This is a genomic window from Kitasatospora sp. NPDC017646 (assembly GCF_044329365.1).
Taxonomy (GTDB): Bacteria; Actinomycetota; Actinomycetes; order Streptomycetales; family Streptomycetaceae; genus Kitasatospora.
On sequence record NZ_JBIRJC010000001.1, the window covers coordinates 541,616 to 565,487 of the forward strand.

20 protein-coding genes and 1 riboswitch are annotated in these 23,872 nt (G+C 74.3%); of the genes, 12 read left to right on the forward strand and 8 right to left on the reverse strand.

What is annotated here, in order from left to right:
• The first annotated feature begins 56 nt into the window (after positions 1-56).
• The gene (locus tag ACH4J0_RS02640) at positions 57-1,664 is read left to right on the forward strand and encodes a sialidase family protein (protein ID WP_396235853.1); all 1,608 of its coding nucleotides are present in this window, start codon (positions 57-59) and stop codon (positions 1,662-1,664) included.
• 90 nt (positions 1,665-1,754) lie between these two features.
• Here the strand turns inward: ACH4J0_RS02640 and ACH4J0_RS02645 are convergent, their stop codons facing one another.
• Positions 1,755-2,279, reverse strand: a complete 525-nt coding sequence (locus tag ACH4J0_RS02645; protein WP_396235854.1) for a DUF3995 domain-containing protein — start codon at positions 2,277-2,279, stop codon at positions 1,755-1,757.
• A gap of 194 nt (positions 2,280-2,473) precedes the next feature.
• On the opposite strand from ACH4J0_RS02645, the gene ACH4J0_RS02650 reads away from it, so the two are divergent.
• Together ACH4J0_RS02650 and ACH4J0_RS02655 are read left to right on the forward strand one after the other, a co-directional pair.
• Complete coding sequence (locus ACH4J0_RS02650) at positions 2,474-2,980, forward strand: RNA polymerase sigma factor (RefSeq protein ID WP_396235855.1); 507 nt, start codon at positions 2,474-2,476, stop codon at positions 2,978-2,980.
• A complete protein-coding gene (locus tag ACH4J0_RS02655; RefSeq protein WP_396235856.1) occupies positions 2,977-3,489 on the forward strand; it encodes a hypothetical protein in 513 nt (170 codons plus the stop codon). The genes ACH4J0_RS02650 and ACH4J0_RS02655 overlap by 4 nt, the downstream gene beginning before the upstream one ends.
• Positions 3,490-3,517: 28 nt before the next feature.
• On the opposite strand, the gene ACH4J0_RS02660 is transcribed toward ACH4J0_RS02655, so the two are convergent.
• The gene (locus ACH4J0_RS02660; RefSeq protein WP_396235857.1) at positions 3,518-4,231 is read right to left on the reverse strand and encodes an IclR family transcriptional regulator; all 714 of its coding nucleotides are present in this window, start codon (positions 4,229-4,231) and stop codon (positions 3,518-3,520) included.
• Positions 4,232-4,430: 199 nt separating this feature from the next.
• Positions 4,431-4,573, reverse strand: a riboswitch (SAM riboswitch).
• Between the two features lie 284 nt (positions 4,574-4,857).
• On the opposite strand from ACH4J0_RS02660, the gene ACH4J0_RS02665 reads away from it, so the two are divergent.
• The 6 genes from ACH4J0_RS02665 (at position 4,858) to ACH4J0_RS02690 (ending at position 14,765) form a co-directional block, all read left to right on the forward strand.
• Positions 4,858-6,744, forward strand: coding sequence for a M1 family aminopeptidase (locus ACH4J0_RS02665; protein ID WP_396235858.1), 1,887 nt, complete (start codon positions 4,858-4,860; stop codon positions 6,742-6,744).
• An 87-nt stretch (positions 6,745-6,831) separates the two neighbouring features.
• Positions 6,832-8,604, forward strand: coding sequence for an RNA ligase family protein (locus ACH4J0_RS02670; RefSeq protein ID WP_396235859.1), 1,773 nt, complete (start codon positions 6,832-6,834; stop codon positions 8,602-8,604).
• Complete coding sequence (locus ACH4J0_RS02675) at positions 8,604-11,537, forward strand: poly(A) polymerase (RefSeq protein WP_396235860.1); 2,934 nt, start codon at positions 8,604-8,606, stop codon at positions 11,535-11,537. Before ACH4J0_RS02670 ends, ACH4J0_RS02675 begins: the two co-directional genes overlap by 1 nt.
• A gap of 29 nt (positions 11,538-11,566) precedes the next feature.
• Positions 11,567-12,769: an MFS transporter gene (locus ACH4J0_RS02680; protein ID WP_396235861.1), complete on the forward strand. Its 1,203-nt coding sequence runs from the start codon at positions 11,567-11,569 to the stop codon at positions 12,767-12,769.
• A 104-nt stretch (positions 12,770-12,873) separates the two neighbouring features.
• Positions 12,874-13,467, forward strand: coding sequence for an ArsR/SmtB family transcription factor (locus ACH4J0_RS02685; protein WP_396235862.1), 594 nt, complete (start codon positions 12,874-12,876; stop codon positions 13,465-13,467).
• Positions 13,468-13,496: 29 nt separating this feature from the next.
• Entirely contained in the window at positions 13,497-14,765 is a 1,269-nt protein-coding gene (locus ACH4J0_RS02690; RefSeq protein WP_396235863.1) for an MFS transporter, read from the forward strand.
• A 13-nt stretch (positions 14,766-14,778) separates the two neighbouring features.
• On the opposite strand, the gene ACH4J0_RS02695 is transcribed toward ACH4J0_RS02690, so the two are convergent.
• Both ACH4J0_RS02695 and ACH4J0_RS02700 read right to left on the reverse strand, forming a co-directional pair.
• Positions 14,779-15,597: a 2OG-Fe dioxygenase family protein gene (locus tag ACH4J0_RS02695; protein ID WP_396235864.1), complete on the reverse strand. Its 819-nt coding sequence runs from the start codon at positions 15,595-15,597 to the stop codon at positions 14,779-14,781.
• Positions 15,598-15,982: 385 nt separating this feature from the next.
• Positions 15,983-16,237: a hypothetical protein gene (locus ACH4J0_RS02700; protein ID WP_396235865.1), complete on the reverse strand. Its 255-nt coding sequence runs from the start codon at positions 16,235-16,237 to the stop codon at positions 15,983-15,985.
• Between the two features lie 315 nt (positions 16,238-16,552).
• Here ACH4J0_RS02700 and ACH4J0_RS02705 point away from each other — a divergent pair, with 315 nt between their 5' ends.
• On the forward strand, positions 16,553-17,950 hold the full coding sequence (locus tag ACH4J0_RS02705; RefSeq protein WP_396235866.1) for a pyridoxal phosphate-dependent decarboxylase family protein: 1,398 nt from the start codon (positions 16,553-16,555) through the stop codon (positions 17,948-17,950).
• A gap of 130 nt (positions 17,951-18,080) precedes the next feature.
• Positions 18,081-18,509 (forward strand): PPOX class F420-dependent oxidoreductase, encoded by a 429-nt coding sequence (locus ACH4J0_RS02710; protein ID WP_396235867.1) that lies wholly within the window; start codon positions 18,081-18,083, stop codon positions 18,507-18,509.
• 118 nt (positions 18,510-18,627) lie between these two features.
• Here the strand turns inward: ACH4J0_RS02710 and ACH4J0_RS02715 are convergent, their stop codons facing one another.
• The 4 genes from ACH4J0_RS02715 to ACH4J0_RS02730 all read right to left on the reverse strand — a co-directional run bounded on the left by ACH4J0_RS02715 (position 18,628) and on the right by ACH4J0_RS02730 (position 23,092).
• Positions 18,628-19,419: a putative protein N(5)-glutamine methyltransferase gene (locus ACH4J0_RS02715; protein WP_396235868.1), complete on the reverse strand. Its 792-nt coding sequence runs from the start codon at positions 19,417-19,419 to the stop codon at positions 18,628-18,630.
• A gap of 340 nt (positions 19,420-19,759) precedes the next feature.
• Complete coding sequence (ligA, locus tag ACH4J0_RS02720) at positions 19,760-21,871, reverse strand: NAD-dependent DNA ligase LigA (protein WP_396235869.1); 2,112 nt, start codon at positions 21,869-21,871, stop codon at positions 19,760-19,762.
• Positions 21,868-22,284: a BTAD domain-containing putative transcriptional regulator gene (locus ACH4J0_RS02725; protein ID WP_396235870.1), complete on the reverse strand. Its 417-nt coding sequence runs from the start codon at positions 22,282-22,284 to the stop codon at positions 21,868-21,870. The genes ligA and ACH4J0_RS02725 overlap by 4 nt, the downstream gene beginning before the upstream one ends.
• Before the next feature lie 85 nt (positions 22,285-22,369).
• Positions 22,370-23,092: a ScbR family autoregulator-binding transcription factor gene (locus ACH4J0_RS02730; RefSeq protein ID WP_396235871.1), complete on the reverse strand. Its 723-nt coding sequence runs from the start codon at positions 23,090-23,092 to the stop codon at positions 22,370-22,372.
• Positions 23,093-23,686: 594 nt separating this feature from the next.
• Here ACH4J0_RS02730 and ACH4J0_RS02735 point away from each other — a divergent pair.
• On the forward strand, positions 23,687-23,863 hold the full coding sequence (locus tag ACH4J0_RS02735) for a hypothetical protein (protein WP_396235872.1): 177 nt from the start codon (positions 23,687-23,689) through the stop codon (positions 23,861-23,863).
• Positions 23,864-23,872 lie beyond the last annotated feature (9 nt).

A 23,872-nucleotide genomic window follows, 5' to 3' on the forward strand; every position in this document is an offset into this window, starting at 1 on the left:
GCGCAGCACCACCCAGGACACCAGGCAGTTTGCCGCCGACGACCGTGGGGGTCTCCATGCAGTTCCGCACCAGAGCGTCGCTCGCCACCACGACCGCAGCGCTCGTTCTCGCCGCCGTCGCGGGCGGCACACCGGCCGGTGCGAGTACGGCCGACTGGAGCACGGACCGCACGAATGCGGCTCGTCCGCCGCTCGCCGTGATCTCGCCCGGCGACCCGTACGCCACGTGCGACCTCTCCGCGGACGGTCCCGGCACCAACTACCCGTCCGCGGAGGACGAACCGTACGCCGCCGCCAACCCGCTCGACCCGGCCGACACGATCACCGTCTACCAGCAGGACCGCTGGTCCAACGGCGGCGCCCGGGGCCTGAGTTCGAGCTACACCACGGACGGCGTGCACTTCACCCAGACCGCCCTGCCGTTCACCCACTGCGCGCCGGGCGGGCTCGCCTACCAGCGGGCCTCCGACGGCTGGGTCAGCTTCGGGCCGGACGGCACCGCCTACGCCAGCGCCCTGGTCTTCGACGCCACCACGCCGCGCAGCGCGGTCGCCGCCGCCACCTCGACCGACGGCGGCCGCAGCTGGCAGCACGTCACCGAGCTGATCGGCGACAACGACCCGGCGATCACCGACGACAAGAACGCCGTCACCGCCGACCCGGTGCACCCGGGCGTCGCCTACCAGGTCTGGGACCGGATCGACCAGACCACCGGTCCGACACCATCCTTCGACGGACCGGGCTACATCTCCGTCACCCGTGACCACGGCCGCACCTGGTCCCCGGCGAAGCCCTTCGTCATCACCAGCACGACGCCGAACAGCCAGACCATCGGCAACCAGATCGTGGTCGACCCGCGGACCGACACGCTGTACGACTTCTTCGACTGGATCACCTTCACCGACGGGACCGCCACCGCCGTCAGCGATGTGCACTTCGGCATGGCCACCTCCACCGACCAGGGCCGGACCTGGAGCCAACCGGTCAGGGTCGCCGCCGACACCTCCGTCCCCGAGGTCGACCCGAACGCGCCCGCCGACGCCGGCAAGTCCCTCCGGGCCGGCGCCGGACTGCCGAGCGTGGCCATCGACCCGCAGACCGGCGAGCTCTACCTCGCCTACGAGGGCTCGGAGTTCACCGGCGGCCAGTACGACGCGATCCAGCTGGTGCACTCCACCGACGGCGGCCGGACGTGGAGCGGCCCGACCCGGATCAACCAGGCTCCGGGCGCCCCGGCGTTCACCCCGTCCATCACCGTGACCGCCGACGGCACCGTCGCCGTCAGCTACTACGACCTGCGCTACCTCACGGCGGCCGACACCACCACCCTGCCCACGGCCGCCTGGCTCCTCAGCTTCCCGCGCGGCGGCGAGGGCAGCCCGATCGAGCGGCAGATCTCGCCGGTCTTCGACTGGCTCCGGGCACCATTCGCCGGAGGGCACTTCCTCGGCGACTACCAGTCGCTGATCAACGACGGCCACCAGATCCGCCCGGTCCTGGTCACCGCCAGCGGCGCCGACCCGCTGAACTCCACCGACGTGTACAGCGGCCGCTTCCAGCCGGGCACCCTGCGCAGCCCGGCCACCGGCGCGCCGAGCGCACAGGCGGCGCACGCGGCAGCGCCCGTCGCCGCGCCGCGCGCCGTCCAGCACCTGCGGCGCTGACCCGGTCGGTCCGGACGACGGGCGGACGGCGTCCTGCGGCTCCTGCCTCCTGAAGGCGGAGCAGCGGGGCGCCGTCCGGGTTCCGGCCGCTCAGGCCCGCATCACCGTGTCCGAAGCCGCAGTGCCGACACACGCCGTGCCCGTAGCCGCAGTGCCCACAGGCGCCGTACTCGAAGCCGCCACCTGCCAGGCCGCCCGCCCGAGCACCAGGCACAGCGGCGTGTACAGCAGCAGGTTGAGCCAGTAGAAGGTGTCGCCCGGGTCCGCTCCGACGCCGGTCACCCAGACCAGTCCGGCCGCGCCGCGGATGAGCAGTCCGCAGGCCACCGCCCGGCTCCCCCAGCGCGGCAGCAGCGCGGACAGTCGGCGGCCCAGGGCCGGCAGCCGCCCGCCCCGGACCAGCACCAGCGCCGCGCCCGAGAAGAGCGCCCCCGCGAGCGGCACCAATCCCTGTGGGGTGAACGGCACCTGCGTGTTGAGCACCAGCTGCGAGAGCCGGGCGGTGCCGCCCACCGGCCAGGTCCGCCCGGTGGCCCAGTAGAGGTGGAGCAGACCGTCCACCGCCAGCACCGCACCGACCGCGGTGGCCCTGCTGCTGATCTTCGTCGACTTCATGCCGTCACCTCACGGGGTCTCAGGACGCTCGGACACCCGAAGGAGCGCCCCGCCGACCGATCCGTTCCTGTGACGAGGAACACTGCACCGGGGCGAAATCCACAGGGAACGTTTCGCCGCTTCGGCGCCTCCGCCTGAGGACCCTGGTCGCCGGCGGGACGACCGACAGCAGCAGAAAGAGCGGAGAGAGCACCATGCAGGAGCCACCGCCCGACCTCACCCAGCTGGTGAGGGCCGCCCAGGGCGGCGACCAACTCGCGGTCGGCCGGCTGCTGGACCTGATCACCCCGTACGTCCGTCGGCTCTGCGGCCCGATCGCGCTGGACGACGGCGCCGACGCGACCCAGGAGGCGCTCATCGTGGTCTTCCGCAAACTGCGCCAACTCCAGGACCCCGCAGCTCTGTACGGCTGGGTCCGTGCGATCGCGGTGCGGGAGGCCGTGCGGTGCGCCACCCGGGCGGCGCGCTCGCGACCGGCCGAACTCGGCGAGGTCCCCGCGCCCGGTGACCCCCAACTCGCCGCGGACATCCGCGACGTGCTCTCCCGGCTCTCCCCCGAGCACCGCGCCGTGCTGCTGCTGCGCGACCTGGAAGGGCTGGACGAGCGACAGACCGCGGCGCTGCTCGCGGTCGCGCCCGGGACGGTCAAGTCCCGGCTCTCCCGGGCCCGACTCAGCTTCCGAAAGGCGTGGCAGCAGTGACCGACACCCCGATGCCGCAGTGGCCCGTCGCCGACTTCGACCCGGTCCGGCGGTTGCACGTGATCGCCGCCACCGCGCCCGGGGCAGCCCGGATCGGCGAGGCCGTCCTCGACGCGCCGTTCGAACGGGTCTGGGCGCTCGCCCAGGACCTGGGGCGCACGATGCCGCTCTGGATCCCCGACGTCCGCAGGGTGCAGCTCGTCCACTCCGCACCTTCCGGTTCGCTCCGGACGGCTTCGCTCCGGACGGCTTCGCTCCAGGCCCGGATCCACGGCCGCACCCGGCTCCGGGCCACGTTCGGGATCGACCTCGCACCCGGCTGGTGCCTGATGCAGAGCCGCCTCGTACTCGGCGGGATGGCGGCCCGCCCGGAGACCGACCGCACCACCCGCTTCGCCTTCCTCGGCGGCCTTCGGTTCCCCGGAGCACGCCTCCTCGCCCCCGCACTGCGCCCGTTCACCGGGGACCCGCTGGCGCGGTTCGTCGCCCTGCTCGACGACGAGGGGTAGCGGCACCTGACGGGAGGCGACGGGCCGGTCAGGGCCGGTGCAGTGCTTCGGTGAGCCGGGCCGCCGCCTCGACGACGGCATGGGAGAGCTGGGCGCCAGGGTGGCGGGTGAGCCGTTCGATCGGGCCCGAGACGGACACGGCCGCCACGACCCGGTTGGACGGGCCGCGGACGGGTGCGGAGACGGAGGCCACCCCGGGCTCGCGTTCGCCGATGGACTGGGCCCAGCCGCGGCGCCGTACGCCGCTGAGGGCGGTGGCGGTGAACCGGGCGCCCTGGAGGCCGCGGTGGAGGCGCTCGGGCTCCTCCCAAGCCAGTAGCACCTGCGCCGCGGACCCGACCTTCATCGGCAGGGCGAGTCCCACCGGGACGGTGTCGCGCAGGCCGAAGAGGCGCTCGGCCGCCGCCACGCAGATCCGCACCTCGCCCTGCCGACGGTAGAGCTGGGCGGTCTCGCCGGTGAGGTCGCGCAGCTGGGTGAGGACCGGGCCCGCAGCTGCCAGCAGGTGGTCCTCACCGGCGGCGGCGGAGAGCTCGCTGAGTCGCGGGCCGAGGACGAACCGGCCCTGCAGGTCCCTGCCGAGCAGGCGGTGGTGTTCCAGGGCGACGGCGATCCGGTGGGCGGTCGGCCGGGCCAGGCCGGTGGCGTCGACGAGTCCGGCAAGAGTGGCCGGACCGGCCTCCAGGGTGCCGAGGATCGAGGTGATCTTGTCGAGCACGCCGACGCCGCTCGTGTTCTCCATGGACGGGTACTCCAGTCTCGAATCCCGTGAGCGCCGGGTGGGTTGGGCTCACGGACGCTCCGGTGGGTTGGGAGCGGGGTGGTCAGCGAGGACAGGCCTGCGAATGCAGCCGATTGCCTGCGCCGGGCACGAGACGGGTACGCGAAAGGGCCGGGGCGGGAAGCGCCCGGGCGAAGGACAGCACAGAGAGCACCGTGTCTCCTCATCTTCCCCGCGCCACGTTGGCGACAGGCCGGAGTTGGCACTGATCCCGGACGGCACGGCGCGTACTTCGGACGCCGGGTCGAACGGGGAGTTGCCGGGGCTTCGTAGGGCCGGTCCCTCCACCCCTCTGGATGATTCGCGACGAACCATACAAGACTTCCCGGGCGTCCCGCCAAACTTTTCCCTCACCCGCACCCCCGGAACCCCACCGGGCGGAGCTGCGGACCGGATGTCGGTTGCCGGGTCGAGGACTTGCGCTTCGAGGAGTTCCTCCACCGGTCCGGGGATGCCCAGCGTGTAGGGGCCGGTCGGTGCGGGTGCCCGCGGAGGGTGGGTGCCACCGCAGGACGGAGAACACGGTGCGCGGGGCCTGGCGGCCTTCGCCGCTGAGGCGTTCGACGAAGCCGCCCGAACGGGCGCTGATGACCCGTCAGACGGCGCCGCAACCGGTCGGCTGTGAGATCCCGGCCACCACGGGCGCGTACGGCTTCGGTGTCCTGGGCGCCACGCTGGACGTCTACCGGGGCATCCGGCCCGATCTGCACTGCTCCGTACGCCGGTGCGCGGGGAGCCTGCCGCTGCCGGGAGCGGGAACGGTCCGGCGGATCACTCCGACGGAGGAGCCGGTGCGTGTCCCCTGGGTGGTCGAGGCCGTTCTCAAGATCGGTGTCGGCGACTCGGTCGCCGCCCGGCCGGCCTCGGACCACACCTCGGGGTACGTCCGGGTGGTGGGCGCCTCGATCGAGGAGGTGGAACGGCGGATGCGCGAAGCTCAACGCGTTCACCGTCGAGCTCGGCGCGCCGACCGCCGGGCAACCGACCGGTTCTCCGCCCGGCACCACCCCCGCTTACCCCTTCCAACGACAGGAGTCCACGGCGTGCGACGCCTCCACCCCCTGTTCGCCGTCCTCGCCGTGCTGCTGACGGTGGCCGCCGCCCCGCCCGACCGCGCCGCCCCGCCCGATCGCGCCGCTGCCGCCGACCCGACGCGCACCCCCGGCACCCCCTCGTACAGCGTCGACCTGCGCAGCGACGCCACCGGTGCGCACTGGCGCGGCCACGAGCGGATCGCCTTCAGCAACGCCTCTCCCGAGCCCCTCAACGAGGTGTACCTGCGGCTCTGGGACAACTTCCGCGGCGGCTGCGCGACCCCGTCCGTCCGGGTGACCGACCTGCACGTCGGCCAGGGCGCCCAGGACAGGGGCCTCCAGGACGGAGGCGTCCAGGACAGGGGCGCCCAGGGCACCCCGGGCGCCACCCCGGACCGCTACGAGGTCGCCTGCACCGCCCTGCGCGTCCCGCTCCCCCGCCCGCTACCCCAGGCCGCCTCCGGCACCGTCGAGTTCGACCTCACCGTCGACGTCCCGGACGGCATCGACCGCTTCGGCCGCGACGGCGCCTTCAGCTTCGTCGGCAACGCCCTGCCCGTCCTCGCCGTCCGCGACGGGACGGGCTGGCACCTGGACCCGTACTCCGAGCTCGGCGAGTCCTTCTTCGGCCTCAGCTCCGACTTCGCCGTCACCCTGGACCACCCCACCGACCTGCTGGTCCCCGCCACCGGCACCGCCGTCGACACTCCCGGCGAGCCGGGCCGTACGGTCACCCGGATCGGCGCCCGCAACGTCCGTGAATTCGCCTGGGCCGCCGGGCCGTTCAGCCGCATCGCGGGCCGCTCCGCGGGCGGCGTACGGATCTCCGTCTACTCGGTCACCGACATCACCCCGAAGGACGCCCAGGCGATGCTGGACCTGTCCCTGCGGACCATCGACGACCACGCCGCCCACTACGGCCCCTACCCGTACGGGGACCTCGCCACGGTGCTCGACAACCGCTTCGACTTCGCCGGCATGGAGTACCCCGCCTTCGTCCTGGACCGGGTCCGGCCCTCCGCCGTGATCCACGAGCTGGCGCACCAGTGGTGGTACGGCATCGTCGGCGACGACCAGTACCGCGCGCCCTGGCTGGACGAGTCCTTCGCCGAGTACTCCATGGCCGTCGCCATGGGCGACACCGGCGAGGGCTGCACCGCCAGGACACCCTGGCAGTCCGCGGACGAACGCCTCACCGGCCCGATGAGCTACTGGGACACCCACCCGGACCGCTACGTGCCGGTCATCTACGACCGCGGCTCCTGCGCCCTGCACGAACTGCGCCGACTGATCGGCCCGGACACGATGACCACCCTGCTGCACGACTACGCCCGCGCGCACTGGTACGGAGTCTCCACCACCGCCGACTTCAAGGCCGCCGCCCAGGCCGCGACCTCGGTCGACCTGACGCCCTTCTGGCGGGAGCACCGCATCGACTGAGCCGCGCAGCGGTCCGATATTCGGTGGCCCGTCCCTTCCGTCCGCTCCTACAGTGTCCGCCGGATCAAGGACGTCAGGGAGCCGGACATGCGTGTGCACTACCCCCGGACGCCGCATCTCCCCTGGTCACCAGGGGCTGCGGCGGACGACGTACGGACCGGGGACCTCTCCGGCCTGGCCGGGGCGGAGGTCGTCGTCACGGAGAAGCTGGACGGTGAGAACACCACGCTCTACGCCGACGGCCTGCACGCCCGCTCGCTGGACTCCGCCCACCACCCCTCCCGGGCGTGGGTGAAGGGCCTGCAGAGCCGGGTCGGCCCCCGGATCCCGGCCGGCTGGCGGGTCTGCGGCGAGAACCTGTTCGCCCGGCACTCCATCCCGTACGCCGACCTGGACAGCTGGTTCCACGGCTTCTCGGTCTGGACCGACCGGGACCGCTGCCTGGACTGGGACGACACCGTCCGCTTCCTGCGCCGCCTCGGCATCCCGACGCCCCGGGTGCTCTGGCGCGGCCGGTACGACGAACGGGCGCTGCGCGCCCTGCGGTTGGACCTGGACCGGCAGGAGGGCTACGTCGTCCGGACGGTCCGGGGCTTTCCCCGGGCCGAGTTCGGCGACCGGGTCGCCAAGTGGGTCCGTCCGCAGCACGTGCGCACCGACACCCACTGGATGCACGCCGCCGTGGTCGAGAACGGCCGTGGCCCGAACGCCGCCCTCTGGGACGTCCGTTCCGGCGCGCTGCCGGAACTCCCGTTGCTGGCCGAGGCCTTGGGACTGCCCGAACTCGACTGCCCACCTGAGGAGTTGGCGGACGTGTCCGCCCGGCTGGACGAGCTCGGCCGCACCGGCGACGCCCGGCTGGCCGGCGTGCTCGCCACCGCGCTGCGCATCACCCGCGGGCCGTCGGCCGCCTCCCCGCTCGCACCCCGGCCCGAACCCCGGTGCTCCCCCCAGCTCGCCCCCAGGCTGGCCGACCGTCTCGGCCTGCCGCTGGCCCGCCGGGTCGCCGACCTGGTCGGCCTCCACACCGGCCTCCAGCAGCCGTACCCGGACGAGGAGCGTCGCGCCGGCCTGGTCCGGCTCGCCGCCGCCGCCGACCTCGGCGTGCTGCACGCGGTGGCCGCGGCCACCGCCCCCGGTCCCGCCGAGCGCGAGCAGGTCGCCTGGTCCGCCCTGTACGCCGAGGACGCCGGGCTGCTCGACGCCGACCCGCTGGCCTGGCTGCGCAGCGGCCTGCGCGAGGAGCTGGCCGGCCTCGACCCCGATGCCGCCGACCGCTGCTGGGCCCAGGCACGCGAGGCCTACGCGCTCGGCCGGATCACCACCGTCGAGGAGGCGGTCGCCGCCACCTGGCGCTGGCGGGACGGCCGCTTCCCCCGCCTGGTCCACCTGAGCGGCCCGTCCGGCAGCGGCAAGAGCACCTTCGCCGCCGCACTGCCCGGCGTCTCCGCCCGGGTCAGTCTGGACGACCTCCGCGCCGCCCTCGGCTCGCGCGCCGAGCAGCGCAACAACCCCGAGGTGCTGCGCACCGGCCTGGCACGACTGGACGCGGCCCTCGCCGACCCGGCCGCCACCGCCGTCTGGGACGCCACCTCGCTCAACCGCGAGCAGCGCTCCCACGTCCAGGCCGTCGCCCGGCGCCGCGACGCCCTGGTCACCCAGGTGGTGCTGCTGGTCGGCGAGCAGGAGCTGCTTCGCCGCAACGCCGTCCGCCCGCACCCGGTGCCGTCCGAGGTGCTCACCGCCCAACTGCACCGCTTCAGCCCGCCCCACCCCGGCCAGGCGCACCGCACCTGGTACGTCGGGCCGGGTGGCACGGTGGAGGACACGGCGGGCACGCTCGACTCCGAGGAGGACTGATGCGCCCCATCGAACAGGTCTGCCAGCGCATCCGTTGGGACGCCCGTTTCGACCCGGCCCGGTTCACCCTGGGCGTGCGCCAGCGCGACGACCGCACCAAGCGCGTCCCGCTGGAGGCCTTCGCCGCCTCCGGCGAGGTCCCCTGGCACCGGGTCCGCTGGGTCGAGGCCGACGGCGTCGTGGTGTGGGACCGCACCACCGGCGTGGACGTCCTGGACACCACCGAAGCCGGGCGCCGCACCGAACCGCGCCACCTGCCCTCACCCTTCTTCACCGCCACCACCCCGTACGCCTGGCGGCCGGACGGCGGCTGGCAGCCCCACGAGGCCCGCACCGACGTGCCCGGCCCGGACGACACACTGCGCGTGGTCACCTGGAACACCCTGTGGGACCGCTACGACGCCGACCGGATCGCCACCGCCCGCCGCCGGCCGCTGCTGCTCGCCGAACTGGAGGCCGCCGACGCCGACGTCATCGCCCTCCAGGAGGTCGAACCGGCCCTGGCCGCCCAGTTGCTGGAGACCCCGTGGGTCCGCGACGGCTACGTCCTCGGCGGCGACCCGTCCGGCGGCGACGTGGCCGAGTACGGGCTCCTGCTGCTCAGCCGGCTCCCGGTACTGGAGGCCGGACGGCACGTGCTCGGCCCGCACAAGGCCGTCACCGCCGTCACCGTCCGGGCCGCGGACGGGCCGCTGACCGTCGCCGCCGTCCACCTGAGCAGCGACCACTCGACGGACGGCCCCGCCCGCCGTCAGGCCGAACTCACCCGGCTGGCCGAGGCACTGGCCGCCGTCGAGGGCGATCTGCTGCTGCTCGGGGACTTCAACGACGCCCGCTCCGGCCCGGCAGGCCCCGCCGCCGCCCTCGGCCTGCGGGACGCCTGGACCGAGGTGCACGGCCCGGCCGACGACACCCCCACCTTCGACCCGACCGTCAACCCGCTCGCCGCCGTCTCCTCGCTCACCGGCCGGCCCGGCCGGATCGACCGCGTGTTGCACCGCTCCGACCGGGCCCGCGCCACCGCGGCCGCCCTCCTCGGCGACCGGCCGGGTCCCGACGGGCTCCACCCCTCCGACCACTACGGCGTGGCCGTCGACCTCACCCCCGGCAGCGCCTCCGCCCCGGGGACGCTGGACGCCGCGCCCACCGCCCGCACCGCCGTCGCCTGGCTGCCGCCCGAGGAACTGTGGCCGCCGATCCAGCAGTTGCGCGCGGCCCACGACCCCCAGCTGCGGCGCTGGCCCCCGCACGTCAACCTGCTGTTCGGCTTCGTCCCGGAGTCCGCGTTCGACCGTGCCCTGCCGCTGCTCGGCGCTGCCGCCGCCGAGGTCGCCCCGTTCACCGCCCGGCTGGACGGCGTGCACACCTTCGGCCACCGCGAGGACGCCACCGTCTGGCTGGACCCGGCCGCCGCCACGCCCGGACCCTGGGCCGCGCTGCGGCACGCCCTCGCACGCCGCTTCCCCCGCTGCCGGGACCACGCCGGGGGCTTCACCCCGCACCTGAGCCTCGGGCGCAGCGCCGACCCGCAGCGGGTGGCCGCGGACTGCACGGCACGGCTGAACGCCATGGACGCCCGGGTGGGCGAGCTGGTGGTGCTCTCCCGCCGGGGCGACGAGCCGATGCGCCCGCGCGCGGTGGTCGCGCTCGGGACGGGCGAGGTGCGGGTGCTGCCGGAGGAACCGGTGGTGTCGCCGGACACCGAATCGCCCGAACGCACCGCCGTCGCCGCCGAGTTGGCCCGGCGGATCGCCTCGGTGCTGCCCGAGGGCGTGGTCCACACCGTCGGCTCACGGCATCTGGGATGCCAGTTGGACGGCGGCGACCTGGACCTGGTGGCCGCGCTCCCCGGCTCGGCCGATCTTCGCGGGGTGCTGGCCCGGGTGACTGCCGCCGTGCCTCGGGCCCGGCAGGTCCGGGAGGTGCGCGGCGCCCGGGTGCCGGGGCTGAGGCTGGAGGCGGACGGACTGACCGTCGATCTTGCCGTGGTGTTCACCGGATCGCTCGACCCGGCCCAAGCGGTGTCCCGGCGCGCCGAGTTGGGCGAGGCGGCTGCCGTCGCGCTGAGCGCCGTGACGGACGCCGAGGCGATCCTCTCGGCGCTCGGGGAGCGACACGCCCGCTTCGTCCGGCTGGCCCGGCAGGTCAAGGCCTGGGCGCGGGCACGCGGCCTGGACGGTGCGCCGTTCGGCCAACTGCCCTCACTCGCCTGGTCGGTGCTCGCCGCCCGTACCGTCCTCTCGGCATCCGGTGAAACCGGCGGCGACCTGTTCCAGCGCTTCACCGAAACCTGGGCCTCCTGGGACTGGCGTCAGCCGGTCTCCCTCGCCCACGAACTCACTGACGAGTCGACGGACGAGTCCACCGACCGGAGCGCCGCCCCGCTGACCGTCCTCACCCCCTCCGCCCCCGTCCGCAGCTGCACCGCCCAGGTCGGACCGGACACCCGCGACCTGCTCACCGAAGAGCTCTACCGCGCCTGGGAACTCACCACCACGAGCCCCGACCCCTGGCCCGCCCTGCTCGCCCCGCCCGCACTGCACCGCCGGCACGCCGCCTGGGCCGTGATCAGCGCCGACCAGGAGGCCGCCGGCCCCGTCCGCGGCCGGCTCCGCACCCTGCTCACCGCCTTGGAGGACGCCGGCGCCACCCACCTCCACGCCTGGCCCCAGCCCTACCGCACGGGCGACGGCCGCACGCACTTCCCGATCGGCCTCGGCCCCACCCCACTGCCCCGCGCCCAGCTCACCCCCATCGCCACCGCCTGGTCCCGAGGCCTGCCCGGCGTCCGCGTCGACTACGCCGAGTGCGGCGCCGTCCCGACCCTCGGGCGGGCCCGGACCGCCACGGTCGTGGCCGGACGCGCCCGTCGGCCAGGAAACAGCGGTCTCGGCAGTTGTGACGGGTTGCAAGCGCCACCGCCCGACGCTTGAGCCGAGGCCGACGAAGTACCGTGCGCCGCATGATCTTTCCGATTCGCCGGTTACTGGCTGGGCGCACCGTCGCCGCTCTGGCGACCGCGCTCATCCCGACCACGCTCACCCTGGCGGTCGTCCGCACCGGCTCGGCCGTGGACCTCGGCCTCGTACTGTCCTGCGAGCTGGTCCCCATGCTCGTCCTGCTCCCCGTCGCAGGAGTGGTCGCCGACCGCTTCCCACCGCAACGGGTCGTGCTCACGGCGGACCTGGTACGCGCCGCCGCGCAACTCGCGATCGGCACGGAACTGCTCGGCGGCCGGGTGCGGATCCCCGATCTGGCCGTTCTGTCGGCGTTCACGGGCGCGGCCGTGGCTTTCGGGACACCAGCGGTCCGCACGCTGGTCGCCGCTGTGGTGGCCGGGCCCGAGCGTCTCCGGACCAACGCACGGCTCGGGGCCGCACAAGGGCTCGCTCAGATCGCGGCTCCCGCAGCCGCCGGCGGTCTGATGCTGCTGGTGGGGGCCGGGTGGTCCTCGCTGCTCACCGGCACGCTGTTCATCGCGTCCGCGACCACTCTGGGCGGCCTGCGGCCGGACCGCCTCCAGCGCGCCGAGCGGAGCGCCTTCCTGGGCGAACTGCGCGAGGGGTGGGCCGAGACCCGCCGCCATCCCTGGTTCCTGGCCAACGTCCTCGGACACGGCGTGTGGCACCTGACTGCGGGGCTCCTCCTCACCCTGGCCCCGATGATCACCGTCCGTCACCTGGGCGGAGACACCGCCTGGGTCGTCATCGCGGAGGTCGGCACGGTGGGGATGGTCGCCGGTGTCTACGCCGCCCCCCGGCTGCCGATACGTCAACCCCTGGTCGGTGTCGCCGTGGGCGCCGCGGTCTTCGCGCTCCCGCTGACGGCGTTCGCCCTGCTGCTGCCGATCCCGATCGTCACGACCGCCTACTTCGCGGGGATGTTCGGAGTCGGCGTTCTCAATCCGCTGTGGGAAACCACCATGCAGCGCCGCATACCGCCGGAAGCCCTCGGCCGGGTGGGATCGTTCGACACGCTGATCTCCTTCGCCGCCCGACCACTCGGTCTCGCCGTCGCCGCCCCGGTCTCGGCGGCCGTCGGGACCACGGCTCCGCTGCTGCTGGGCGCCGCCCTGGTGAGCACGGCGAATCTCGCCGTCCTCCTGCTACCCACCGTGCGGGAGTCGCCCGGTGCGCCCGCCTCACCTGCCGAACAGGCCTTCTGAGCCTTCGAGTCGGGCTCCGCCGTCGCAGGACGGCCCCCGAGATCCGAAATTTCTATTGCGCAGTTTCCATTGCGCAATTTTTCCTTCACACCTATCGTGGAAGCATGCCCGAAACCCCCCGGCCGGACCTGATCACCGATCTCTCCCGCCTCAAGGCGTTCACCAACCCCCTGCGGATGCAGCTATACCGCCTGCTCTACGCGGCCGGCACCGCCACCGCCTCGCAGCTCGCCGAACAGGTCGACCAGGCGCCGTCCCTGGTCAGCTACCACCTGCGCAAACTCGCCGAGCTCGGCTTCGTCGTCGAGGCGACCAGCCAGAGCGCCGACGGGCGGGAGCGGTGGTGGCAGGTCGCCTCCGAGGAGGGCTGGGGCTTCCGCGAGTCGGACCTCACCGGAACGCCCGAGGGCGCGGCCGCGGTCGGCGCGGTCACCCGCGGCCTGGTCGACAGCCGCGCCGCCCAGGTCCGCACCTACCTGGACCAGGGCGCCGCCTGGGGCAAGGAGTGGACCGACGCGGCTTTCACCTCCGAGTGGCTGCTCGACCTCACCGCCGCCGAACTCGCTGAACTGAACGACGAGTTGCAGGCCCTGGGCCGCCGCTGGCGAAAGCGCGGCAAGGCGGCCAGGGCGGCCGGCGACAGCGAGAACCGCGAGCACGTGTCCGTCCACCTGTACGGCTTCCCGTTCCGCCCCTGACGCGTCCGCCGATCCCCAGGAGCCCGCTCATGGCCACATTGGAGACGACCCCCTCCCTACGCCCCGCCTCCCCCGCGCACCGCGACGCCAACGTCCTGCGCTGGCTCGCCGCCTACACCGCCTCCCTGGTCGGCGACGCCGTCTACTTCCTCGCCCTCGGCTGGTCCGCCCAGCGGGCCGCCGGCCCCACCGAGGTCGGGCTGGTGATGGCGGCGGGCGCGCTGCCCCGGGCGGTGCTGATGCTCGGCGGAGGAGTGGTCGCGGACCGCCTCGACCCGCGCCGGGTGATCCTCGGCAGCGACGCCCTGCGCTGCCTGCTCATCCTCTCCGTCGCCGCCGCCATCGCCCTCACCACGCCCGCCCTCTGGCTGCTGGTCGCGGTCGCCCTGGTCTTCGGCGCCGTCGACGCGCTGTTCGTCCCCGCCGTCGGCGCCCTTCCGCCCCGGATCACCAGCGCCGACCAGCTGGCCCGCGTCACCGGCCTGCGCTCCCTCGCGATGCGCCTGGGCCAGATCGCCGGCCCGCCGATCGGCGGGCTGGCCATGGGCCTCGGCGGTCCGGCCGTCGCCTTCGCCATCGCGGGCGCGCTGTTCGCCCTGTCGCTGCCCCTGCTGCTGTCGGTCCGGATCCGGCCGCCGGATCCGCGCAACGACGAGGCGGCCACGCCCAGCGGATCGCGCACCGCCCGCGCCGATCTGCTCGACGGTCTGCGCTACATCCGCCGCCACCGCCTGCTCGGACCGCTGGTCCTGGTCGGCGCCGTCTGCGAACTCGGCCTCACCGGCACCCTCAACGTCGGCATGGTGCTCCTCAACGCCGAACGCGGTTGGGGCGCGTCCGGCCTCGGCCTGATCGTCTCCTGCTTCGGCGCGGGCGCCGCCGCCAGCGCCGCGCTGCTCGCCGTCGCCGGCTGGCTGCCCCGGGCCGGCCTCACCATGGCCACCACCCTGCTGCTCGGTAGTGCCGGGGCGGCCGTCATGGGCGTGGTCCCCGCCCTGTGGTCGGCCGCCGTGCTCGCCGCGTTCACCGGCCTGTGCGCGGGCGTCTTCGGCAGCCTGGACGGCGCCCTCGTGCAGACCACCGCCGATCCCGCCTACCTCGGCCGGGTCACCTCCGTCGTGATGCTCACCATGGTCGGTTTCGCGCCGCTCAGCTACCCCCTGGTCGGCGCCGCCATCGGCGCCTGGGGCGCCACCCCGGTCTTCCTCGCCTGCGGCGGCCTCTCCTGCCTCGGCGCGGTGTACGCCCTGGCCTCCCGGCCGGTCCGGCAGGCCCGACTGCCCCGGCGTGAACCGTGACCGGCGCCGCCGGCTACAGCCCCAGTTCGTACGGCGCGATGCCGACGATGAGGATCTCGCGCCGCCCCTCGGCCTCCTCGTCACCGAGACGGACCGGGCCGACGTAGTGGCTGACCCGCCGGTCGTGCACGCCGTACCCGTCCAGGGGCTCGGTCAGGACGAACCGGGCGTGGACGGCCCCGGGGGGCAGGTCGTCGGGCTGCCGACCGGCGCTCTCCGGGGTGGCGATGACGTTCTCGCCGCCCTCGACGTTGTACCGCCCGACGAGATGGGCGAAGGTGAACGTCGTCGGTGAACCGCCGTCCTGGTGCAGGCAGTTCGGTGAGGAAACCGCAACCTGCTCGCGGTCCCGGACAGCGAGCGCGATCAGGTGGACGCCCACGTAGACGGGGACGCGGTGCAGGTCCTCCAGCCACAGGGCGCGGTCGAGGTCGGCGCGGATCAGGGCGTCGAGCAGCCGGTTGCCGTGCAGGGCGGTCGGGATGTCGGGCAGCCTTCGGCGCATGCGCGGGTACTCGGGGTTGTGCTCGTCCTGCCAGTACTCGGTGGCGGTGCCGAACTCGTCGTCGGGAGCCCCGGGGATGTACGACAGCTCCCCGGTCCACGGCAGGTGGACGGCGTGGGAGTAGCGGCGGAACCGGTTGGTTCCCCGTGCGTACGGATCCGGGGGCAGATCCCGGTAGGCGTCCGCGAGGCCCGCGAAGCCCGCCGCCAGCACCTCGGTGTCGATGCCGAGATCGGCGGCGCTCAGCCGGGCGTAGCCGTCGCGGCGCACCCTCCCGTCTCGCTGCGCCGCCGGGGCGGCGGACGGCCGGGTCGTGACGCTGGGCACGATCACAGGGTCCTCCCGAAGTCGACCGGACGGTTCTCGGTTCTCGGAACGGAGCGGCCGACACCGCCCGGTGTTCGAAGCCGCCCCGGGAAGGCGGAGCCGTCCTCCCTCCACCCGCCCCGGGCACGCGTCTACCGCCGTGCGCTCTGGCCAAACCCTGCCGCACCGATCGGAGGACCGTGCGCCGCCGGCACTGTGAGGAACACCAGCGCGGCCGGAGATCCCCAGGTCAGAGGGTGGGTGCGCAGGCCCCGGCAGCGGATGTGACCCAGCCGGTACACCGACCGGCCCCGGGGGGCGAGCGCGGCCCGGGCCCCCGGGGCGCTCCGGCCCCGGGAGCCTGGCTTCCGCCGTCAGGCGTCGGCGGACGCGTCCGACGACCGGATCACGCCTCCTCCGACTCCTCCGACTCGTCGGGTCCGAGCCGGCGCGCCCGACCGGGTTGCGCGGTGGTCGCGTCCCCCTGGTCCTCGACCGGATCCTCGGGGGCCTGCCCGGACGTCCCCGACGCACCGGAGCCGCCCGGTCCGTCACCGTCCCGGCCGTTCGTCCCCGGGGCCCGGGGATCGTCGCGGCCGTCCTCATCGGAGCCGTGGTGCAGCGGCACACCTCCGGCACCTCCCTGCGCGATGTCGTTCACCGTTGCCTCCTCTCCTCGTGCCGGTTCCTCGGTCGCATCGCGCGTGCCCCGAACCGCGGCGGAGGAATCCTCCCCCGGCTCTCCGACCACCAGTGAGGGGGCCCTGCCCCGGCCCCGCGCCGCCTCCCCCGACGAAGCCACGAAGCCACGAACCCCCGAAGCCAGGGACCGAGGAACCGGCGACCCGACGAACCGGCGACCCGGACCCGCCACGCCCACGCCCCCGTCCGCTCAGGCCACCGGCTGCGGATTGGCCCGCGACAGGGTCGCCGCGCCCCTCTACCCTCGGCCTGACAACCGATCAACGGAGAACCCATGCACCCCGACCTCGCCGCCGACCTCGACCAGTTGCCCGCCCTCCTGGAGGAGGCCCGGCAGCGGGCGGTCGGTTTCCTCACCCGACTCGACGACCGCCCGGTGATCCCGCCGCAGGCCGACCGGCCGACGCCGTCGGGGCCGCTGACCGAGGACGGCGGGGGCCTGCGGGCGGCCCTGGCGGAGTTCGGCGAGCGCTGGGAGCCTCGGCTGTCGGCCAGTGCCGGGCCACGCTACTTCGGGTTCGTGACGGGCGGGGCGACCCCGGCCGCGCTGGTGGGCGACTGGCTGACCGCCACCGCGGACCAGAACTCCAACTCCTCGCTGGACCCTGCCGGCCAGCACCTGGAGCGGGAGACGGTCGGCTGGCTGCGCGAACTCTTCGGACTCTCCCCCGCGCACAGCGGCACCTTCGTCAGCGGCGCCACCATGTCCAACACCGTGGGCCTGGCGATCGCCCGCGAGTGGCTGGGCGAGCGGCTCGGGGTGGACGTGGCCGAGGACGGAGTGGCCGCTCTCGGGCGGGTCCGGGTGCTGTCGGGCAGTGCGCACTCGAGCATCTCCAAGGCGCTGTCCGTGCTGGGCCTCGGCCGCACCGCGTTGACCACCGTCCCCGCCCTCCCCGGCCGGGAGGCCGTGGACGTCGCCGCGCTGGAACTTGCGCTCGCCCGGGCGGACGGCCCGTGCATCGTGGTCGCCAACGCCGGCACCGTCAACACCGTCGACTTCGACGACCTGCGAGCGATCGCCGCGCTCCGCGACCGGTACGGATTCTGGCTGCACGTCGACGCCGCCTTCGGCGCCTTCGCCGCCCTCTCGCCGGAGCACGCGGAGCTGGTGGCAGGACTGGACCTCGCCGACTCGGTCTGCGTGGACCTGCACAAGTGGCTCAACGTGCCCTACGACAGCGCCGTGCAGTTCACCCGCCGCCGCGACCTCCAGGCCCGGGTCTTCCAGAACGCCGCCGCCTACCTCGGCCCGATCGGCGAGCACCCCGACCTCGTGCACCTCACGCCGGAGAACTCCCACCGGCTGCGCGCCCTGGCCGCCTGGTTCACCCTGCGTGCCTACGGCCGGACCGGCCACCGCGAGATCGTGGAACGGTGCGTCACCGGCGCCCGCGCGCTCGGCGAGGCGATCGGCGCGATCGACGGCCTGCACCTGCTCGCCCCGGTCCGCCTCAACGTCGTCTGCTTCACCCTCTCCGAGGACCGGACCGCCGAGCGCATCGCCGCCCTCGCCGCCGAGCTCGCCGACGAGGCCTTCCTCACTCCCACCCGCTACGCCGGCCGGCCCGCCCTGCGCGCCGCGTTCAGCAACTGGCGCACCACCGAGGCGGATGTGCGGCGGACGGCCGAGGCGCTCGCCGGGGCCGTCCGCAAGCTCGGATCCGCCTGACCCGCCGTCTGACCCGCCCCTGCCCCGCCACCGGCGATTCCCCGGATCCCCGCCTTTCGGTGTCAACGGGTGGCAACACGCCTGCCGGGCCTTGACCTTCACACCGGTGTGAGGCTCGATGATTGCTCGCATGACCGCCACTGCTCATGACCCGTACGCCCTGCTCGCGCAGAGCCGCCTCGGCATCCTCGCCACCATCAAGGCGGACGGCCGGCCCCAGCTCTCCCCGGTCCTGCCCTTCTACGACCGCGAGGCGAACGTCATCCTGATCTCCACCCGGGAGGGGCTGGCGAAGACCGCGAACCTGCGCCGCGACCCGCGGGTCAGCCTGGAGGTGACCGGGCCGGACGGACGGTCCTGGGCCACCGCCGAGGGCGTCGCCACCCTCACCGGTCCGGGCACCGACCCCAACGGGCCCGAGGTCGAGGCGCTGGTGGACTACTACCGCCGGGCCGCCGGGGAGCACCCCGACTGGGCGGAGTACCGCGCGGCGATGGTCGCCGACCGCCGGGTGCTGCTCACCGTCCCGGTCGACCACGTGTACGGCGCCAAGCTCTGAGCCGTACGGCCGTCCGGCCACCGGTACGGGGGTCCGGTGGCCGGGCGGGGCGCCGGTGGCCCGGCGGGGTGCCGCCTCCGCAGCGGCGGACCGGCAGCCCTGCGGGATCCGCCGCAGGTCAGCCCAGGGTCGCCGTGACCACCGTGGCGTCCAGCTCCTCCTCGCGGCTCACCGCCGCCGTCAGGCCCGCCGCCCGCGCCACCGCCAGGGCGCCGGCCGCCTGCCGCTCACTGGTCTCGAACAGCAGCGCCCCACCGGGCACCAGCCACTGCGGCGCCGCCGCGGCCACCCGGCGCAGCACGTCCAGCCCGTCCGCTCCGCCGTCCAGCGCGGGCCGGGCCTCGTGCAGCCGCGCCTCGGGCGGCAGCAACTCGATGTCGCCCGTCGGTACGTACGGGACGTTGGCGATCAGCACCTCCATCCGGCCGCGCAGCCCGTCGGGCAGGGCGGCGAAGAGGTCGCCCTCGAAGACCTGGGCGCCCGTCCCGGCCAGGTTGCGGCGGGCGCATCGGACGGCACTCGGGTCCACGTCAGCCGCGTACAGCTCGACGGGGTGCCCGGCCGTGGCCGCGACGGCGGCGCCGAGAGCGCCGCTGCCGCAGCACAGGTCGACCACCACCGCGCCGGGGCCGGCGAGCCGGGCGGCCTCGGCGGCCAGGAACTCGCTGCGCCGGCGCGGGACGAACACGCCGGGGTCGACGGAGATCCGCAGGCCGGCGAACTCGGCCCAGCCGACGACGTGTTCGAGCGGTCGGCCCTGGGCGCGGGCGCGGACCATGGCGGCGAGTTCGGCGGTGGTGGCAGCGGCGGTGAGCAGGATGCGCGCCTCGTCCTCGGCGAACACGCAACCGGCGGAGCGCAGTTGGGAGACGACCGAGGAACGGAGAGGGATGGAGGCGAAGACGGGCAAAGGGGACCCCTTGGGGAGGACGGGAGGAGAACGGAGGACTCCGTCAGGGCTCCCGCCAGGGCCGACGCCGCGTCGGTGCGCCCGCGCTACGCGCGCGGTGCGCCCGCACGGCCGCGCTCCGGGAGCACCCGCTCGGACATACCGGTAATGGGTCTCACCTCCCTGGCTCGCGGTCGTGTTCAGCGTCGGTCACCTTACCGCACCGGCTCCTACCTCACCCATGCCACCCACGATCTAACCCGCGCACGCCCCACCCCACACGCCCCGGGCGGAACCCCCGCCGTGGCACCCCTCCGTGGCACCCGCGCCGTGCGTCCCGGCCACGGGCTCGGCGGGTGGCTCAGCCCAGGAAGTCGGCCACCAGGACGGCGAACTCCTCGGGGGCGCTGATCGGCACGCCGAGTTCCTCCGCCTTGACGCGCTTGGAGCCCGCCTTCTCTCCCGCGACCAGCAGGCTGGTGCGCTTGGACACCGAGGAGGAGGCCTTTCCGCCCGCGCGCTCGATCAGCTCGTTCATCTCGTTGCGGGAGAGGTCGGCCAGGGCTCCGGTCATGCTGCCGGTCACCACGACGCTCTGTCCGGCCAGCGGTCCGGCCGGCGGTCCAGCCGCCGCGCCGCCGGCCGCGGCGTTCTCGCCCGCAGCGCCCTCGCCCGTGGCGGTCGCAGCGGCTCGGACCGCCGCGGCCGCCACGACGACCGGCTCGGACACCTGCGTCCCCAGCCCCTGCACCGCCATCCGGTCCAACAGCCCCGCCACATCAGCCAGTTCGGCGACGATCACGGCCGCCTTCTCCGCCCCGATGCCGTCCACGCCCGCCAGCGCCACGGCATCGGCGGCCCGGATCGCGGCCATGCTGCCGAAGTGGGCGGCGATCCGGCGCGACATCGTCCGCCCGGTGCCCCGGATGCCGAGGGCGCAGAACACCCGGTTCAGCGGGCGGCTGCGGGCGGCTTCGATGGCGGCGAGCAGGTTGTCGGCGCTGGTGTCGCCCATCCGCTCCAGAGTGAGCAGCTGCTCCTTGGTCAGGGTGAACAAGTCGGCGAGGTCGGCGACCAGTCCGGACTCGACCAGCTGGACGGCCCGAGTGCCGCCGAGGCCCTCGATGTCGAGCTGGTCGCGCCCGGCCGCGTAGATCACCGAGGCGACGGCCTGGCAGCCCCGGCCGCGCACGCAGCGCCAGCGCTGCTCCGCGCGGTCGATGGCGTCGCCGCAGCGCGGGCAGGCCTCGGGAAAGACGATCGGTTGCTCGGCACCGGTGCGCTCGTCGACCAGCGGCGCCTCCACCCGCGGGATGACGTCCCCGGCGCGGTAGACGAAGACCTGGTCGCCGATCATCAGCCCGCGGCGCTCGATGTCGGCGGGGTTGTGCAGGGTCGCGTAGGTGACGGTGACGCCGTCGATCACCACCGGGCCGAGCACCGCGCGAGGCGCGATGATGCCGGTGCGGCCGACGTTCCACTCCACGCCGAGCAGCCGGGTGACCTTGTGCTGGGCCTGGAGCTTGCGGGCCACCGCCCAGCGCGGCGCCCGGGAGCCGGAACCGGCCGCCTCCTGGTCGGCGACCGCGTCCGCCTTGACCACGACGCCGTCGATCCCGAACGGCAGCGCGGCGCGCAGGGCGGCGATCTCCTCGATCCGATGCTCGGCCTCGGCGAGGGTGGCGCAGCGAAGGGGCGCGGCCTGGGTGCTGGCGGCGGTGTTGGCGCCGAGTTCGGCGAGGCGGGTGAGCAGTTCGGCGTGGCCGAGGCCGGGCAGGCCGTGGGCGTCGTAACCGAAGAAGGTCAGCTCGACCCGGTAGGCGCGGTCCTTGGCGCGCAGGGCGCCTGCGGCGCCGCTGCGCGGATGGGCGAAGGGGGTGGCGCCGTGGGCGGTGCGCACGGCGTTGGCCCGTTCGAACTGCTCGTGGGTGAGCAGCACCTCGCCGCGCAGTTCGACGTCGAGCGCCTCCGCGAGCCTGGCGGGCAGGCCGAGCACGGCCTCGGCCGCGTGGGTGATGTCCTCCCCGGCCAGGCCGTCGCCCCGGGTGAGCACCTGGTGCAGGCGGCCCTCCCGGTAGCGGGCGGCGACGGCGAGGCCGTCCAGCTTGGGTTCGACGCACCAGGCGGCGACCGGCCGGCCGAGCCTGCGCTCCAGCCCGGCGGCCCAGGACTCCAGCTCCTCGGCGGAGAAGACGTTGTCGAGCGAGAGCATCGGCGTGCTGTGCGGGACGTCGCCGACGACCGCGCCGCCGGCCACCTTGCCGATGGGCGACTCGGGCAGCACCTGGTCGGGGTGCTCGCGCTCGTAGGCCTCGACCGCCCGGAGCAGGGCGTCGTACTCGTCGTCGCCGAGCGGGGTGGAGCCGTCGGCGTAGTACGCCGCGGCGGCCCGTACGGCGGTGGCGACGGCGTCGGCGTAGGCCTCGGGGGAGGCCAGGGCGGCGGGGATGACCGTGGTGGCTGCGTCCTTCATACCGCCATCATGGCGAGCCGCACTGACATTCGACCTGTCCGCCGCGGGCAGCCCGGGTGGGTCCGGTCAGACTCGCGAGTGCTCACGTCCTGGCCGTGCAGGCTCTCGTGGGTGCGGTGCCGGTCGACCAGGACGCTCTGTTCGGCCGGCAGGACCCGGTGGTGGCCGAGCCGCAGGTCGGCCTCGATCCGCTGGTCCGGCGCGCAGAACCGGGGACATTCACCAACACCTCTGCCGTGACGGCGAGTTGACCTCTGATCGGGACCTCCGCGAAGGCCGTCGCCGCGCCGGAGGGCCAGTGCCTCGCCGAACGCGCGGGCGGCGAGCGGGTGCTCGCCGCCGTCCGTCGCCCGGTGGCCCATACCGGCCAGTGCCCGAAGTCGCGCACGTCCGCCAGTCCGCCAGTCCGCCATTCCGCCGCAGCAGGCCTCGCCCCGCTCGACCCACCAACGGTCAGGGGCTCTTACGGCCGGAACCTCGCCGGCCGGGCCGAAGCGGTCAGCCCACGCCGACCCCGCCCGCGACCGCCTCGACCCGCGGCCGCGCCCCCGCCGACGCCGCTTCGCCGCCCTCCTCCGCCACCCGGGCCGCCGCGACCTCGGCGACCACCCGGGCGCCGCGGTCCGGTCCCATCCGCAGCGAACCGAGCACGCCGGGCACCGCGACGCTCGGCATCAGGTGCTGGAACAGGCCGGACACCCGCAGTTCCAGGTCGGCCCGGCCGCAGAGCTTCTGGGACTGGATCTGAACACCCGTCCAGGCGGCGGTGATCAGCCAGGCCGTGTCGGCCGGGACGACGTGCGGCAGCAGTTCGCCGCGCTCGCCGGCGGTGGTCAGCAGCGCTTCCATCCGGCTGATCCAACCGGGGATCGCCCCACCGCCGAACTCCTCGAAAACGCCCTGGCCGAGCGAGAGCCGGGCGCCCGCACTGAGCAGGGGGTCACGCGGCATCAGGTGCGCGACCACCATCCCGGTGTCCACGAACTCCTGGAGTTTGCAGTTCCGTTCCGGCACTCCGTCCTGGACGAACTGCTCCTCGACGACACCTCGCGCGAGATCCCGCTTCGAGGCGAAGTGGAAGTACACCGCACCGCGCGTCACCCCGGCCCGGGAGACCACCTCCCCGATGGTGGCGCCCTCGTATCCGAACTCGTCGAAGACCGACGCCGCGGCCTCCAGGATCAGCCGACGCGTCCGGAGCGCCCGTTCCTGCCGTACCACCGCAACCACCCCGCCCTGAGCCCCGGAAAACAAAACCAAACCCCCCGTACCCTAGCTGCGGGCTGCCCACGGGCAACACGACGATGTCGGGTCATCAGCCCGATCGATCCCTCCCTCCACCTGCGCCTTCCGCGCCACCAACGGCCTGTCAGGTTCCCGACCGGCTGCCGGAAGCCGCACCTCCTGGGCGATCCGCCGACGAATACCTCCTTCCTCGAACGCCATCTAAAAGAAACCGAACGATCGGTTTCTTATTGGCCACCGTGGCCTCGAAAAACCGACTGCGGCGGCCGGGCGGGTCAGCCGCAGCCGGGACGCCCAACGGCGGCCCTGCCACCTGGAGCCGCAGGTGTTCGACGTGATGACGAGCTGGATCGAACGCTACCGCCGCCAGGCCGAGGCACGCTTCAGCCACCTGGACGCCGTGCTCGCGGCAATGGGCGAGAGCGACACCGCCCCGGACACCGACGTACACCCGGTCCCAGCCCCGTCCCCGTCCCCGTCCCCGTGTCCGTGTCCGTGCTCGACCGATCCTGCGAGTGCCGGCATCCAGCCCCACCCCAACCGACCCCAGCACACCGAAGGAGCCCCGTCATGACCTCCGCCCCCGGCCACGAGACCCGGATCGAAGCGGACCCGGGGCTGCCCACCATCCGGATCGTCCGCGAGTTCGACGCCCCGCAGGAGCAGGTGTTCCGGGCCTGGATCGAGCCGCAGCTGGTCGCCCTGTGGCTCGGCCCCGACGACCTCGACATGAAGATCGACGACTGAGACGGCCGC